Genomic DNA, 14,676 nt, shown 5'->3' with positions numbered 1-14,676 from the left:
ACTCGGGGCGGCGCGCCAATGATGCGCTATCAACGTTCGGACCGCTCGCCACGATCGGACGCCCCGCTCGCAACTGCGTGAAGAGGCACCCTTTCGGCAGAACATGGCAGCAGCAAGGCGGCTATTTACCTTGATACCTGCGGGCCGCAGCGGATGGACGGGATGGTTAAGGCGGTTTATCAGCGGGCGCGGTATTTTCGCCGTCCGCTCGTTCCGCCCCGCTGTTGCCCCGCGCAGGAAATCTCCCCATGAGCATGCTCGATCCCCGCACCCTCACCGTGATCGTCACCGGAGCGACCTCCGGCATCGGCGCTGCGACCGTGCGCCGCTTCGCTGGCGCGGGCGCACGCGTGGTGGCCGTGGGCCGTCGGGCCGATCGCCTCGAGGGGTTGAAGGCGGAGTTCGGGGACCTCGTCCACACGCTGGAGCTGGACGTGCGCGACGAGGCGGCGACGTTTACCGCCTTTTCCAGCCTGCCGGCCCCGTTCGATGCCTATAACGTGGTGTTCGCCAATGCCGGTCTCGCCCGCGGGCTGGAGCCGGCCTATGAGGCGAGCCTCGACGATTGGAAGACCATGGTGGACACCAACGTGAACGGTGTCCTCTACACGGTGCGGGCGACCCTGCCGGCCATGGTGGCCCGGCGCGAGGGGCATGTGGTGTTCACCGGTTCCGTGGCCGGCACCTATGCCTATCCGGGCGGCAACGTCTACGGCGCCTCCAAGGCCTTCGTGAAGCTCTTCGCCATGAACGTCTATGCGGACGTGGCCGGCAAGGGCGTGCGCGTCACCAATATCGAGCCCGGGCTCACTGAAACGGAATTTTCCTCCGTGCGCTTCGCCGGCGACGCCGGGCGCGCCGAGAAGGTCTATGCCGACATGGCGCCCATGACCGGCGAGGACATTGCCGAGCAGGTGTTCTTCGCCTGCACCCTGCCGCGGCACGTGAACATCAACAGCATCGAATCCATGGCCGCCCAGCAGACCTTCGCGCCGCTGGCGGTGAAGCGCGATCCGGCCTGACGCCGGTGGCGCGCTGCGGCTGGATGGCATGGAGCGGTGAAATCGGGTGGGCCGGGTTTGCCGGCTCTGCTCAGATAGGGCACGCTCGATGTGAAGGAGATGCCCCGTGCTGGCGCTCGATCCCCCAGGTCTCGTCCTGCCCGTGTCCTGCCGCGCCATGACCGCGACCCCGGCCACCCCGCTCGCCATCGCCGCCAGCGACTATGACGTGGTGCGCCGCGCGGTGGAGTACATCTCGCGCCATATGCGCCAGCAGCCGGAGGTGGAGGAGATCGCTGCCGCCGCCGGCGTCTCGTCCCGGGCGCTGACGGACCTTTTCCGCCGCTGGTGCGGCCTGACCCCCAAGGCCTTCCTCCAGGCGGTGACCCTCGACCGGGCCCGCCGCATCGTCTCCGAATGCCCGAATGTGCTCGATGCCGCGCTGGAGCTGGGCCTGTCCGGGCCGGGGCGCCTGCACGATCTCTTCGTGGTGCATGAGGCCATGTCGCCGGGCGAGTTCAAGACCGGCGGGGCGGGGCTGGTGATCCGTTTCGGCTTCCACCCCTCGCCCTTCGGCCAGTCCTTGGCCATGTCCACGCCAAGGGGGCTGTGCGGGCTGGCCTTCGCGGATCCCGGCGAGGAGGTGGCCGCCCTCGCCGACATGCGCCGGCGCTGGCCGAACGCCACCTATGTGGAGGATCCGGCCGCGACCGCCCCGCTGGTGGCGCGCATCTTCGATCCGGCCTCCTGGCTCGGCGACCAGCCGCTGCGGATCGTCTTCATCGGCACGGATTTCGAGATCAAGGTGTGGGAGACCCTGCTGCGCATTCCCATGGGCCGGGCCACCACCTATTCCAGCATCGCCGAGCACGTGGGCAAGCCCAGGGCGGCGCGGGCGGTGGGCGCGGCCATCGGGCGCAACCCCATCTCCTTCGTGGTGCCGTGCCATCGCGTCATCGGCAAGAGCGGGGACCTGACCGGCTACCACTGGGGCCTCACCCGCAAGCGCGCCATACTCGGCTGGGAGGCGGGGAAGGTGGAGCCTGCGGGGGAGTAGCGGCCGGGCTCAGCCGACCCAGCCTTTCAGCTCCCGTTCCACCACGCTGGTCAGAACGCGCATGCCTTCGTCGCCCGCGTTGAGGCAGGGAATGGCGGCGAACTTCTCGCCGCCATGGTGCAGGAAGATCTCGCGGTTCTCGACCCCGATCTCCTCCAGGGTCTCCAGGCAGTCGGCGACGAAGCCGGGATTGAACACCGCGAGCCGCTTCACGCCGCTCTCGGCGAGGGATCTCACCGTCTCGTCCGTATAGGGCTTCAGCCATTCCTCCCGCCCGAAGCGCGATTGGAAGGTGAGCTTGAGGCGCGTCTCGTCCATGCCGAGGCGGGCCCGCAGCAGCCGCGCGGTCTTCACGCACTGGCAGTGATAGGGATCTCCCCTCAGCAGGTAGGATTTCGGCACGCCGTGGAAGGAGGCGAGAATCACCTCCGGCTCGAAATCGAGCTCCGAGAGGCGCCGTTCCAGATCGTTCGCCACGGCATCGATATAGACCGGGTCATCATGCCAGGGCGGGGCAACGCGGAGCGTCGGCTGCCAGCGCATTTCCTTCAGCGCGTCGAAGGCCTCGTCGCATACGGTGGCGGATGTCGCGGCCGAATATTGCGGATAGAGCGGCACCAGCAGGATGCGCTCGCACCCCTGCGCCTGCAGCGCCGCGAGGCGCTCGGCGATGGGCGGCTTGCCGTAGCGCATGGCGAAGTCCACCACGATGCGCCCGTCGATGCCGGCGAGATGGGCGGCGAGCTTTTCCGCCTGGGCGCGGGTGATGGTCTTCAGCGGCCCTTCATCACGCTCTGTGTTCCAGATGCTCGCGTAATCACGCCCCTTCGGCCCCGGGCGCCTGGTGAGGATGATGGCGTTGAGGACGAACCACCACACGACCCGATTCGCCTCGATGACGCGCCGGTCCGAGAGGAACTCCTTCAGGTAGGCCCGCATGGACCAGTAATCGGTGCCCTCGGGCGTGCCGAGATTGACGATCAGCACGCCGATGCGGCCGCACGCGACCTTCGGATGGTCGGCGGACAGGTGCGTCATGTCGGGGGAAAATGCGGGCACAGGCGTCGTCATCAGCTCCTCACCTGATCGGCGGCGAGATGGCCCACCGGAATGGCGGTCGGCAATTCGCGCGTCAATGCGGCACCGCAGGCGCCGTCGCCCGCATCTACGCGCCGGGAGACCCGCCGGATGGCGGTCCCGGGCCGGTGCCTGAAAGGCTGGGTGAGGGATGGTGGGCGCGACAGGGATCGAACCTGTGACCCCTACGATGTCAACGTAGTGCTCTCCCGCTGAGCTACGCGCCCCCTCGCAGGAGCCGCCTCTATATCGACTTGAATCGCCGGAGGCAAGGCGGGGGTGTGGATGATCAGGCTGCCGCCAGCATCTTTCCCACTTCATGGACGAGATCGCGCAGATGGAAGGGCTTGGAGAGCACCTTCGCCTCGGTGGGCGTCTCGCCATCGGAATTCAGCGCCACGGCGGCGAATCCGGTGATGAACATCACCTTCAGGTCCGGATCGAGCTCGGTGGCCCGGCGGGCGAGCTCGATGCCGTCCATCTCCGGCATCACGATGTCGGTGAGCAGCAGCTCGAAGGGCTCTTCGCGCATGCGCTCATAGGCGGAGCGTCCGTTGTCGCAGGAGGCCACTGAGTAGCCCGCATTCTGCAGCGCCTTGACGAGAAACCGGCGCATGTCGTTGTCGTCTTCGGCGAGCAGGATTTTGGGCACGCCATTTCCCCTGATGTCGTGTTCGGTCATTCCCCGGCGGGGCCGGGGTGCATATGACTTGTCTGCCCCAATCGGGTAAATTCGAAGTGAAAGTTGCGCCGCCTCTTCACAAGAGCCGGGCGGACCGGCCATGATGGCTGGGCCTCGATCTATTTTTCTGGAATGATTCCAAGGTGCTGGGTTCTCGATGACCGCCTGTCTCGCTGACACCGTAGAACCCGCCTTCGAGGTGCTCGCTCCGGCCGAAGCCGCGGCGCCCTTCGTTTTCAACTCCCCCCATTCGGGCCGCATCTATCCGCGCGGCTTCGTCGAGCAGGCGCGGCTGGACTTCCAGACCCTGCGCCGCTCGGAGGACACCTTCGTCGACGAGCTGTTCGCGGATGCGGTGACGGCGGGCGCGCCGCTGATGCGGGCGCTGTTCCCGCGCGCTTTCCTCGATCTCAACCGCGAGCCCTACGAGCTCGACCCGCGCATGTTCGACGGTCGGCTGCCGCCTTTTGCGAATACGCGGTCCATTCGTGTTTCCGGCGGGCTGGGCACCATCGCCCGCGTGGTGGGCGACGCGCAGGAGATCTATCCGCGCCGGTTGGCGGTGAGCGAGGCGCTCGACCGCATCGAGGCCTATTACAAGCCCTATCATCAGGCTTTGCGTCGTCTCATCGCCCGCACCCAGCGGCAATGGGGCCACGCCGTGCTGGTCGATTGCCACTCCATGCCTTCCACCTCCAGCCGCGATGACGCGGTTCGGGCGGATTTCGTGATCGGCGACCGCTACGGGACCAGTTGCTCGGAGCTGGTGACGGAGACCATCGAGACGGCTCTGGTGGCCCGGGGCTATCGGGTGGTGCGCAACAAGCCTTATGCCGGCGGCTATATCACCGAGCACTATGGCAACCCGTCCGCCGGCCTGCATGCCGTGCAGATCGAGCTCAACCGTGGCCTTTACATGGATGAGGCTGCTTATGAGCGAAATGCTGGTTTCTCAAGGGTTAAGGCGGATCTCGCCGCGCTGATGCCGGTGCTTTTCTCTGCCGTTGCGGAAGGCCTGGCGCCGCCGCGTGCGGCAGCAGAATGACAGAGCCTTGCAAAAATTAGCCTGGTGCCTTGCGTTTTTCGAATGGCAAGGTTACGACTATCGCCATGCTCCGATTGGGGGTCGCCCAGCAGCGTCCGAAAGGCCGCGCGGAGGCTTTTGTCGTTGAGCCCGGCGTTTATGGCGCTGTGAATGGAATAAGGTTCTGCGGGCCCGGTGGACGTACCCACGGGCTCGGAGTGCGCAAGAGCAGTGTGTGCGCAAGAACAACGTGTTCGAGGGGGAATGCGGCGCTGAAGCCGGAATGTCCGGGCCACAGAAGGCTCCTGAGAGAGCCGGCCCCAAAAAGAAAGGGGCCGTCCGCGTGAGCGAACGGCCCAAGTCTAGGGAGGAAACGCCCAAGGAGGGCAGCGACACAGCGACGCCAATCGCCATGTCGCAATGCACAAATAGCCCAGTGCGCTGCCGAAAATCAAGTGCGCGTTTGTCGCAGTCTGGTATGCCAGAGCAAGTCGTTGTTATCCAACGGCTTTTCTTGAGGCTGCCGACTGCGTCGCCGCATGTGCATGTCGCAGTGCGCACGCCTCGTGAATGCGAATATCGCTTCGCGAGGCGACTCGGCCGCCCGACATGGCGCGATGGCCCGCGGCAGCAGCGCGGTTCCTGATGGGATGGAAGAGCCCAAAGGCAGGGCGATAGGGCAGGGGCGTTGGAGCACCGGCGGGACAGCCGGGCTGAAAAAGAAAGGGGCCGCTCGCGAAATTCGCTGCGGCCCAAGTCTAGGGAGGAAACGCCCAAGGAGGGCAGCGGCACTGCAACAAGCATTGCCGCGCCGCATCAATATGCGCGGATCGGTGGTCGGCTTCAAGATGCCTCCCGGCCGATAGTTTGGGCACCGCGCGCGTGTTTAAATCATTTCATATCCAAGGCTTTCCGAGGGGTCGTGCATAATCCTTGCGCGATTGCCTCCCGGGAATGCCCGTCCGCTTGCCAGCGTGGTGCGCTGCACGGAGGGGGCTCCGGCCCGCTCCGGCGCACTTTTCCCTTGGCAGTCCCGGGCATGCGCGCTTTCTTGCCGGCTGAAGGGCAGGCGCCGGACGGGCCGGCTGCGCCGGGGTTCCGGGCGGCGCGCTGACTTCCAGACGTTCACGGGGTTCGGCATGCCTTCGCCGGCCGGTTCGATGCCTTCGGCGGGGTTCCGGGCGAACCCCCTCGGGTCGCGGAGCCGGAGGGACGGTGCCGATGCCTCGTCCATTTCCGGAGCCGCCATGACCGCCGTCGATTTCGACGCCTTCGTCCACAAGCTCGCCACCGTTTCCGGCGAAGCGATCCTGCCCTTCTTCCGCACCGCCCTCGGGGTGGAGGACAAGAGCGCGGGCCGCGCCTTCGATCCGGTCACGGCGGCGGACCGGGCGGCCGAGCAGGTGATGCGCAAGCTCATCCGCGAGACCTTCCCCGCCCATGGCATCATCGGCGAGGAGTTCGAGAACGTGGTCGCGGAGGCGCCCTACACCTGGGCCCTCGACCCCATCGACGGCACCAAGTCCTTCATCGCCGGCCTGCCCGCCTGGGGCACGCTGATCGGCCTTTTGAAGGAGGGGGACCCGGTCTACGGCATGATGCACCAGCCTTTCATCGGCGAGCGCTTCTTCGGCGACGGCGGGGTTGCGCGCTATCGCGGCCCGGCGGGAGAGCGCATCCTCACCGCCCGCGACTGTGGCCGCCTGGAGGACGCCATCCTCTTCACCACCAGCCCGCGCCTCATGAACAAGGAGGACCGCGCGGCCTTCGAGGGGGTGGAGGAGCGGGTTCGCCTCTCCCGCTACGGCGGAGATTGCTATGCCTATTGCATGGTGGCGGCGGGCCTGGTGGATCTGGTGATCGAGACCGAGCTGCACGACCACGACATCATCGCGCTGGTGCCCATCATCGAGGGCGCGGGTGGTATCGTCACCAGCTGGGAGGGCACCTCCCCGGTGGCCGGCGGCCGGGTGGTGGCGGCGGGCAGCCGCAAGGTTCATGAGGAAGCGCTGCGCGCCCTCACCGCCTGACCTGCCTCCGGGTGTGCGTCGTCGAACGCAGGGACCGGGAAGCGCTGCGCGCCCTCACCGCCTGACCTGCCTCCGGGTGCGCGTCCTCGAACGCAGGGGCCGGGAAGCGCTGCGCGCCCTCACCGCCGACCTGCCTCCGGGTGCGCGTCCTCGAACGCAGGGACCGGGAAGCGCTGCGCGCCCTCACCGCCTGAGCTGCCTCCGGGTGCGCGTTCTTGAACGCTACAATTGGCCCCGGGGACTTCGGGCCAAAATTCGCGACGTTTCGAGGGCCCGCGAGTGGACAGCGCGGATGGAGGCGACGGGAAGCGGACAGCCCAGCCCGCATCGCTGTGGCCCCCTGGTCATGCGCCAAAAGCTCTTGTGCCGCCTGACGGATGACGCGCATCAGGGCGAACCTGCGAGCGCCGTCGCTCAAACGTTCGCTTTCGGGCGTGTCAGCTCCCGTTGTCTCCCGGCGGGGAACTGGGCGCCCGCCGGCGGTGCAAAAGGGAAGCGTTGCGGCTGCGCTGCGCGCCCTTTCCATCTGCGCGGCATCCGCAGGCGCTTCCCTGAACGCAACAGCGCGCCGGGGAGGCGCAGCGGGCCGGCACGCCGGCCATGCCCGGCGCCTGCCCTCTGGATCGCCACCCGCGCCGGAAGCCCCGGCCTTCCGTTCACAGGATCGGCGTGCCGGGGATGAAGGCGTCGAAGGCGGCCCAGAACTGGGCGCGGAAGATGTCCCGCTCGGCCAGCAGCTCGTGCCGGCTGGCCGGCACCACCACATGGGCGCCGGCGATCAGCCGGGCGGAGAAATGCTCGATCGCCGTGTTGGACACCAGCTGGTCGCCCCCGGCGGCGATGATGAGCAGCGGCTGGCGGATGCGCGGGATCGTATCGGGATGGGTGATCTCCGCCATGGCGGCATAAGCGGAGGACAGCCAGCCGAGGGTGGGCGCGCCGAGATCGAGGGAAGGGTGCGCCCGCAGCAGCTCCTGCGTGCGCTCGAAGCGGGCGCGGTCGGTGGTCAGCGGGTTGCCCTCGAAGCGGCGGCGCGACATGGGCTTGCCTTGCCCGCCCGGCACATAGGCCCGGGCAAAGCCCACATGGGCGAGCACCGTGGCCAGCGGGCGCACGAGGTCGGGCAGGGGAATCGCCTCGATGCCCAGCATGGGCGCGCTCAGCACCATGCGGTCGAACCAGCGGTGGCCGGCCAGCACCGAGAGCAGGGCTACCGTGCCGCCCATGGAATGGGCCAGGGCGAAATGCGGCGGCGGGCAATCGGGCAGCAGCACCTCGCGGGCGAACACCTCCAGGTCGAGCACATAATCGGAGAAGCGCGGCACGTGGCCCTTCAACCGGTTGCGCAGCAGGCGCTGGGAGCCGCCCTGGCCGCGCCAGTCCAGCATGGCCACGGCGAACCCGCGCGAGCGCAGCTCCCGCACCACCTCGAAATATTTCTCGATGAATTCGGTGCGGCCGGTGAGGAGGGCGATCGTGCCCTTCGAGGCGCCCTCCGGCATCCAGCGGGCATAGCGCAGCTTCACCCCGTCTGCGGCGATCAGCTCGCCATCAACGCAGCCATCGGGCACCGGGTGGTTCGGAAGGGCGAACAGGGTCATGGCGGCTCGCGCAACGTGCGGCGGGAAGCGGTAAGGCTCTTCCGGCAGGGTTACACGCTCGCGGCATCCGCCACAATCACGCACCCTCGTCCGGGACTGCCATCGGGTGCCGTTCAGCGCGGCCCGAAGCCGATCACCTGCATGCCGCTGATCTCCCCGGAAGAGGCATCCACCACCAGGCGCACGCGCTCTCCCCTTGGGCCGGTGGCTTCCGCGAGGAAGGCGCGGCCGCGCTGGCGCACCTCGCTCACGTCCACGAAGCCGCGTGCCCTCAGGTGGGCGGCCACGTCCGCCGGCCGCAGCGGCGCGCGCCCCTCGCCCTGGGCGGGGGTGTGGGTGGTGTAGGGCTTGTAGGGGTTCGGCTCGGTCAGGGTGAGAGCCGACGGCGCGCGGGTGGAGGGCATCTCGTCGGCGAGCCGCAGCGGCGGCGGGGCGGGCAGCAGGCGCGCGGCGACGTGGGCATCGGCAGCCCGGGCGTCGAGCCGCGGGAGCGTGACGGCCGGCGGCGCGATGCCTGCGGCCGCTTCGGGCAGGGCGCACTCGGCGCGGGCGGCCGGCGCGCCCAGCATCGCCAGGATGATCGCCGAGACGGCAGCCACAAGCGCCCGCATCGCCCGCTCCTCTCGTTCCGCCCGCGGCGGTTGGAGGCCTGTTGTCTCGAGCGTGTCCCCGCTTCATGGAATCGGGCCAGCGCCCGGCCGCATCGCGCCGCCGCGCCTTCCGGACGCGGCCCGGTTTCCACTTCGCTCGAAAACGCTCCGGGCGAGTTTAGGCCCCCCGCTTGAACGCGGGCCGACGCCGGCATTCATCCGCCGTTCAGGTTCGCGGCGGGCCGTGCGGGTGGCTCGCCGTCCCTTGACGGCCCGGGGGCCTCTTCCCACATCGAAAACGGCGCCGGGCAGATCCCTGGCGGCGCCGAACCCGGGCCCGGCTTCATGCGGGCCCTGCATGTCGCTTCAAAGGAGGATATGCCATGCGTACGTTTGATCTTGCTCCGCTGTATCGCAACACCGTCGGCTTCGACCGGCTCTTCTCGCTGCTCGATTCCGTCGGCGGCGTCGATACGGCGCCCACCTACCCGCCCTACAACATCGAGCGGACCGGCGAGAACGCCTACCGCATCACCGTGGCCGTGGCGGGCTTCACCGAGGCCGAGCTCGGCATCGAGGTGAAGGAGAACACCCTCACTCTCAAGGGCGAGAAGAAGGTGGCCGAGAGCCAGAAGGACAGCCAGGTGCTCTATCGCGGCATCGCGGCCCGCGCCTTCGAGCGCCGCTTCCAGCTCGCCGACCATGTGGAGGTGAAGGGCGCGGCCCTTGAGAACGGCCTGCTGCACGTGGACCTCGTGCGCACCATTCCCGAGGCGAAGAAGCCCCGCATCATCCCCATCGCCAGCGGCGCCGATGCGCCCAGGGCGGTGGAGAGCGTAACCGTCGCGGGCGCGGCGGCGGCTCCCTCCCAGGCCGCGTGACCGTGGCCTGACGGAGGAAACGGGGGAGACGGCGGCATCTGCCCGCCGGTTTCCCGCGTTATTCCGTTTCTGCGAGGGCACGTTCCGGTGGGGACGTGCCCTTTTTTGCGCGCGGCCTGCGCTCGCCGCAGGGCCGCCGCGCCGCCGCGGGGCTTGAAATTTGCCGGCCGGCGGGGGAGGAGACCCCCACCCTTCCTTTGCCCCAGGAAAGTCCGCGCCTTGGCATCTTCCGTCCGCAAGGTCCTCATCACCACCCGCCTGTTCGACGATGCGGCGGCGCGCTTTCTCGCCGCCCATGATTGCGAGGCGGTGCCCTGCGGACTTCCGCCGGATGCGCTCGACACCCCCATTCCCGACGCCGAGCTCCACGCCTTGCTCGACGGCGCGCGGGGCTGGATCGTCGGCATGCGGAACGTGACGCGGGACGTGCTCGCCGCCCATCCCCAGCTCACCGTCATCGCCCGGCGCGGCGTGGGCTACGACCAGGTGGACGTGGCGGCGGCCCGCGATCTCGGCCGCGTGGTCACCATCGCGTCGGGGGCGAACGATCCGGCGGTGGCGGACCATACCCTCGCCCTCATCCTCGCCGTGCTCCGGCGGCTGCGCGAGAGCACGGCCGCCATCTCCGCCGGCAGCTGGAAGGTGCTGAGCGGCGCCGACCTCACCGGCAAGACCGTGGGCCTCGTCGGCTTCGGCCGCATCGGCCGGGCGGTGGCGCGTCGCCTCGCGGGCTTCGAGGGGCGCGTGCTGGTGGCGACCCGTACCCCCGACCCCGCCTTTCCCGGCGTGTCCTACGTCGCGCTGCCGGATCTTCTCGCCCAGAGCGACGTGGTGAGCCTGCACGCGCCGCTGGGGCCGGAGACGGAGCACGTCATCGACGCTGCGGCCCTCGGTGCCATGAAGCCGGGCGCCATCGTGGTCAACACCTCCCGCGGCGGGCTGGTGGACGATCGGGCGCTGCTGGCGGCGCTCCAGGCGGGGCATATCGGCGGGGCCGGCCTCGACGTGTTCGAGGCGGAGCGCGACCCTGCATTGCAGGGCATCGCCGACGCGCTGGCGGCGCGGCCGGACGTGGTGGCCACCGCCCATGCCGCCGGCTCCAGCCGCGAGGCGCTGGCGCGGGGCAATCTCATCTCGGCGCAATGCGTCGTCGCCGCCCTCGACGGGCTGCCGTTTCCGGCAGGCTGCCTCATCGCCGACGGGCGCTGACCTTCACCCGCCGCTGATGGCGGTGATGACGAACACGTCCGCCCCCGGCGGCAGGGCGGTGTCGAGCTGCGCCCGCCGTCCGCCCACGAACACGTTGATGTGCCGGCGGATGGCGGGGCTCTCGTCGCACAGGCGGTGGCGCATGCCGGGCCACAAGGCCTCCAGCGCATCCATCATCTCGCCGACGCTGGCGGCCTGAAGCTCGACATGGGTCGCGCCGTCGGGGAACAGCCGGACAAGATGGGCCGGCAGGCGCACGCGCACCTTCGCCGGGGCGGGGGAGGGGGCGTTCATCGCCGGCCTCAGGGCTCCACCACCAGCGTCTCCACCGAGGTGATGGCGGGCAGGTGCTCGGCGATGCGGGCCCATGTCTCGCCCTCGTCGGCGCTGGCGTAGAGCTCGCCCGAGCCGGTGCCGAAATAGAGGCCGGCGGGCTCCAGCGGGTCGGTGGCTATGGCCTGGCGCAGCACGTTGAAATAGGCGTTCTGCTGGGGCAGGCCCTGCCGCAGCGCGGTCCAGGAGGCGCCGCCGTCGCGGGTGCGCCATACGGCGGCCTTCGCCTCCGGCATGTAGCGGCCGCGGACGTCGCCGTTGAGCGGCACCAGGAACAGGGTGTCCGGGTCGCGCGGGTGGGCGGCGGCGGGAAAGCCGAAGCTGGAGGGCAGGCCCCGCTCGATGCTCTGCCATGTCGCCCCGCCGTCGTCGGAGCGGTACATGCCGCAATGGTTCTGCTGGTAGAGGCGGTGGCGCAGGCCCGGCGCCTTCACCACGCAATGCACGCACTGGCCGTGCTCGGGATAGCGCTGGTCCTCGGGATTGTAGTCGGCGCGGGTGCCGCGGTTGCGGGCGGTCCAGCTGCGTCCGCCGTCCGCGCTGTGGAACACGCCGGCGGCGGAGATGCCCACCCACACGCTCTCGGCGTCGTCCGGATCCAGCACCAGCGAATGCAGGATGAGCCCGGCGCCGCCCGGGTTCCATTCCGGTCGGGAGGGATGCTGCTGCAGCCCGTCGAGATGGGTGAAGCTTTCGCCGGCATCCTGCGAGCGGAACAGGCCCGCGGGCTCGACGCCCGCATAGAGCCGCCCGCCGGGGGCGACCGCGAGGCTCCACACCGCCTTCACCGGCGTCTCGCCCGCCGCGTAGGCGAGGCCGCGGCTGGAATGCCGCCAGCTTTCGCCGAGGTCGTCGGATTGCCATACGGCCGGCCCGAACCATTCGTTGCCGCCGCCGGCATAGATGCGTCCGGTGGCGGCATCGCCCACCACGTGGTTCATGGGCCAGGGGCTTTCGCTGTCGCAGAAGGGGCCGCGCAGGGCCCAGTCGCGACGCGCGGCGCCGCTTTCGAGGATGAAGGCGCCTTTCTTGGTTCCGAGCAGCACCAGCACTTTGCGCGCCATGTGTCCCTCCCTCTCGCCCGCCGGACCTGCGGGCCGGCGCCTGACCAAGGACGCGACCGCCCGGCGCATTCCGACAGGGCCGGTGTTTTTCGTCGAAGAGGGGGAAAGGCGCGGGGAGGGGGCTTGGAAAATCAGAACTGACGATTTATGATATTCGTCAGTTTTAGTGGAGGTGGCGCGTGAACGTGCGTGTGAAGGAGACGGCCGACGAGACCCGCGAGCGCATCGTGCGCGTGGCGGAGGAGCTGTTCCGCCGCATGGGGTTCGCCAAGACCGCGGTGGCGGACATCGCGGGCGAGCTCGGCATGTCGCCGGCCAACGTCTACCGCTTCTTCCCGTCCAAGACCGCCATCGTCGCCACCATCTGCTCCCGCTGCCTGCTGGAGAGCGAGGCGGAAGTGGCGGAGGCGATCGCTTCGGCGGACACGCCGCAGGCCCGCATCATCGCCGCCTATCTCTCCATCCTGCACTACCACAAGGAAAACTTCCTGGAGGAGCGGCGCGTGCACGACCTGGTGCAGGTGGCCATCGAGAACAATTGGGAGGCCATCGAGGCCCACAAGGCCCGCATTGCCGAAATGGTGGCCAAGGCGCTCGCCGACGGCATCGCCTCCGGCGTCTTCGTGCCGCACGACCCGCAGGCGGTGAGCCAGATCATTCTCGGCGCGTCCGTGCGCTTCTGCCATCCCCTGCTGGTCGCCCAGCATATCGACGAGGACCTGGAGGCGAACCTTCGGGCCACCGTCGCTTTCCTCCTGCGCAGCGTCGAGGTGGAGCGGACCCCCCTGTCCTGAACCGGAACGGGGTGATCCGCGGCTTTCGTTCGCCAGTAAAATGAAGATAGTTGAATATCGTCAGCGTTGATCCGTAACCCATCATTCGACAGGACCTCGCCATGGACACCGCTGCCTCCGGCCCGACGCCCCGTCGGGTGTTGCGTCTTAGCCTTCTGGCCGCCTCGCTCCTCACCCTGGCCTTGCCGCTCGCCGGATGCGGCGAGGAGACCGCCGCCCAGACCCGGGAGGCACCCGCCACCGTCGCACGGCCGGTGCAGGTGACGAGCGTGGCCTACAAGCCCCGGGAGGCTGAGAAGTCCTTCGTGGGCGTGGTGCGGGCCCGCCGGGAGATCGACCTGGCCTTCCGGGTGGGCGGCAAGGTGGTGCAGCGCAAGGTGGAGGTGGGGGACCTGGTGAAGGCCGGCGACGTGGTCGCCCGCATGGATCCCGAGGACCTGCGCCTCGAGCTGGAGAGCGCCCGCGCGGAGCTTTCCGCCGCCACCGCCAACCTCGCCCAGACCGCGGCCGAGGACACCCGCTACCGCTCCCTGACCGCCAAGGGCGTCGCCTCCGCGGCCGACCTCGACCGCAAGTCCCTCGCCAAGGAAGAGGCGGTGGGCCGCCTCGAACGCGCCAAGCGCTCGCTGGAGCTGGCGGAGAACCGCCTGTCCTATGCCGATCTCGTCGCGAATGCCGACGGCGTGGTGGTGGCCACCGCGGTGGAGCCGGGCCAGGTGGTCTCCTCCGGCCAGACCATCGTGCGGGTGGCACGGCTCGACGAGAAGGAGGCGGTCGTCGCCTTGCCCGAGACGGCGCTGGCGGATGCCCGCGACGCGGACGCCTTCGTGACCCTGTGGGCCGAGCCCGGCCGGCAGATCCCCGCCCGGCTGCGCGAGCTTTCGCCCCAGGCGGAGGCCAATTCCCGCACCTATCCCGCCCGCTTCGCCCTCGCCGGGGCGGACGGCGCCGTCGCTCTCGGCATGACCGCCACCGTGACGCTCCGCCCCCGGCAGCAGCAGGCCGTGGCGCGCCTGCCGCTCTCCGCCCTCATCGATCGCGGCCACGGACCGCAGGTGTTCGTGGTGGAGGCCGCCACCCGCACGCTGGCCGCCCGCCCGGTGGAGATCGCGGCCTATACGGATGATTCGGTGCTGCTGTCCTCCGGCGTCGCCGAGGGCGAGGAGGTGGTGACGCTGGGCGTGCAGACGCTGCTGCCGGGTCAGAAGGTGCGTACCGCGCGGCTCCCCGGCGCCACCGATGTCGCCGAGCGCCTGCCTGCGGGCGCCACCCGGGCCGCGGCCCTCGAAGGGGGGCAGAAGTGAGCGCCGCCGATCCCAGGCACGGCGAAGCC

The 14,676-nt window shown here is 69.4% G+C and carries 14 protein-coding genes and 1 tRNA gene; 8 read left to right on the top strand and 7 right to left on the bottom strand.

All coding sequences use genetic code 11. The features are described 5' to 3' along the window. Nucleotides 1-248 precede the first annotated feature (248 nt). Together V5F59_RS19980 and V5F59_RS19975 are read left to right on the top strand one after the other, a co-directional pair. Nucleotides 249-1,022: an SDR family NAD(P)-dependent oxidoreductase gene (locus tag V5F59_RS19980; protein ID WP_393976930.1), complete on the top strand. Its 774-nt coding sequence runs from the start codon at nt 249-251 to the stop codon at nt 1,020-1,022. Between the two features lie 157 nt (nt 1,023-1,179). Next, a complete protein-coding gene (locus V5F59_RS19975) occupies nt 1,180-2,058 on the top strand; it encodes a methylated-DNA--[protein]-cysteine S-methyltransferase (RefSeq protein WP_393977088.1) in 879 nt (292 codons plus the stop codon). Between the two features lie 9 nt (nt 2,059-2,067). On the opposite strand, the gene hemH is transcribed toward V5F59_RS19975, so the two are convergent. From hemH to cpdR, 3 genes are all read right to left on the bottom strand, one after another. Next, nucleotides 2,068-3,129: a ferrochelatase gene (gene hemH / locus V5F59_RS19970; protein WP_393976928.1), complete on the bottom strand. Its 1,062-nt coding sequence runs from the start codon at nt 3,127-3,129 to the stop codon at nt 2,068-2,070. A gap of 158 nt (nt 3,130-3,287) precedes the next feature. Then, nucleotides 3,288-3,362 (bottom strand) — tRNA-Val (locus V5F59_RS19965). Between the two features lie 62 nt (nt 3,363-3,424). After that, the gene (gene cpdR / locus V5F59_RS19960; RefSeq protein ID WP_393976926.1) at nt 3,425-3,817 is read right to left on the bottom strand and encodes a cell cycle two-component system response regulator CpdR; all 393 of its coding nucleotides are present in this window, start codon (nt 3,815-3,817) and stop codon (nt 3,425-3,427) included. A 157-nt stretch (nt 3,818-3,974) separates the two neighbouring features. Here cpdR and V5F59_RS19955 point away from each other — a divergent pair, with 157 nt between their 5' ends. Both V5F59_RS19955 and hisN read left to right on the top strand, forming a co-directional pair. Then, nucleotides 3,975-4,862, top strand: a complete 888-nt coding sequence (locus V5F59_RS19955) for an N-formylglutamate amidohydrolase (RefSeq protein ID WP_393976924.1) — start codon at nt 3,975-3,977, stop codon at nt 4,860-4,862. A 1,226-nt stretch (nt 4,863-6,088) separates the two neighbouring features. Continuing rightward, the gene (gene hisN, locus V5F59_RS19950; RefSeq protein WP_393976922.1) at nt 6,089-6,871 is read left to right on the top strand and encodes a histidinol-phosphatase; all 783 of its coding nucleotides are present in this window, start codon (nt 6,089-6,091) and stop codon (nt 6,869-6,871) included. A 656-nt stretch (nt 6,872-7,527) separates the two neighbouring features. On the opposite strand, the gene V5F59_RS19945 is transcribed toward hisN, so the two are convergent. Together V5F59_RS19945 and V5F59_RS19940 are read right to left on the bottom strand one after the other, a co-directional pair. After that, entirely contained in the window at nt 7,528-8,472 is a 945-nt protein-coding gene (locus V5F59_RS19945) for an alpha/beta fold hydrolase (protein ID WP_393976920.1), read from the bottom strand. A gap of 113 nt (nt 8,473-8,585) precedes the next feature. Then, entirely contained in the window at nt 8,586-9,083 is a 498-nt protein-coding gene (locus V5F59_RS19940; protein ID WP_393976918.1) for a hypothetical protein, read from the bottom strand. A 362-nt stretch (nt 9,084-9,445) separates the two neighbouring features. On the opposite strand from V5F59_RS19940, the gene V5F59_RS19935 reads away from it, so the two are divergent. Next, complete coding sequence (locus V5F59_RS19935) at nt 9,446-9,943, top strand: Hsp20 family protein (RefSeq protein WP_393976916.1); 498 nt, start codon at nt 9,446-9,448, stop codon at nt 9,941-9,943. A gap of 219 nt (nt 9,944-10,162) precedes the next feature. Beyond that, nucleotides 10,163-11,152, top strand: a complete 990-nt coding sequence (locus tag V5F59_RS19930) for a phosphoglycerate dehydrogenase (protein ID WP_393976914.1) — start codon at nt 10,163-10,165, stop codon at nt 11,150-11,152. 3 nt (nt 11,153-11,155) lie between these two features. Here V5F59_RS19930 and V5F59_RS19925 read toward each other — a convergent pair whose 3' ends face one another. After that, nucleotides 11,156-11,446: a ubiquitin family protein gene (locus V5F59_RS19925; RefSeq protein WP_393976912.1), complete on the bottom strand. Its 291-nt coding sequence runs from the start codon at nt 11,444-11,446 to the stop codon at nt 11,156-11,158. Between the two features lie 8 nt (nt 11,447-11,454). Then, on the bottom strand, nt 11,455-12,549 hold the full coding sequence (locus V5F59_RS19920; RefSeq protein WP_393976910.1) for a WD40/YVTN/BNR-like repeat-containing protein: 1,095 nt from the start codon (nt 12,547-12,549) through the stop codon (nt 11,455-11,457). Between the two features lie 179 nt (nt 12,550-12,728). On the opposite strand from V5F59_RS19920, the gene V5F59_RS19915 reads away from it, so the two are divergent. Then, on the top strand, nt 12,729-13,343 hold the full coding sequence (locus V5F59_RS19915; protein WP_393976908.1) for a TetR/AcrR family transcriptional regulator: 615 nt from the start codon (nt 12,729-12,731) through the stop codon (nt 13,341-13,343). A gap of 101 nt (nt 13,344-13,444) precedes the next feature. After that, nucleotides 13,445-14,647: an efflux RND transporter periplasmic adaptor subunit gene (locus tag V5F59_RS19910; protein WP_393976906.1), complete on the top strand. Its 1,203-nt coding sequence runs from the start codon at nt 13,445-13,447 to the stop codon at nt 14,645-14,647. Nucleotides 14,648-14,676 lie beyond the last annotated feature (29 nt).

The sequence above is a fragment of the Xanthobacter nonsaccharivorans genome (assembly GCF_043194755.2).
GTDB classification, from domain to species: domain Bacteria; phylum Pseudomonadota; class Alphaproteobacteria; order Rhizobiales; family Xanthobacteraceae; genus Xanthobacter; species Xanthobacter autotrophicus_G.
Note: the sequence above shows the minus strand (reverse complement) of the source record. Positions and strands in the feature narration are given on the sequence as shown.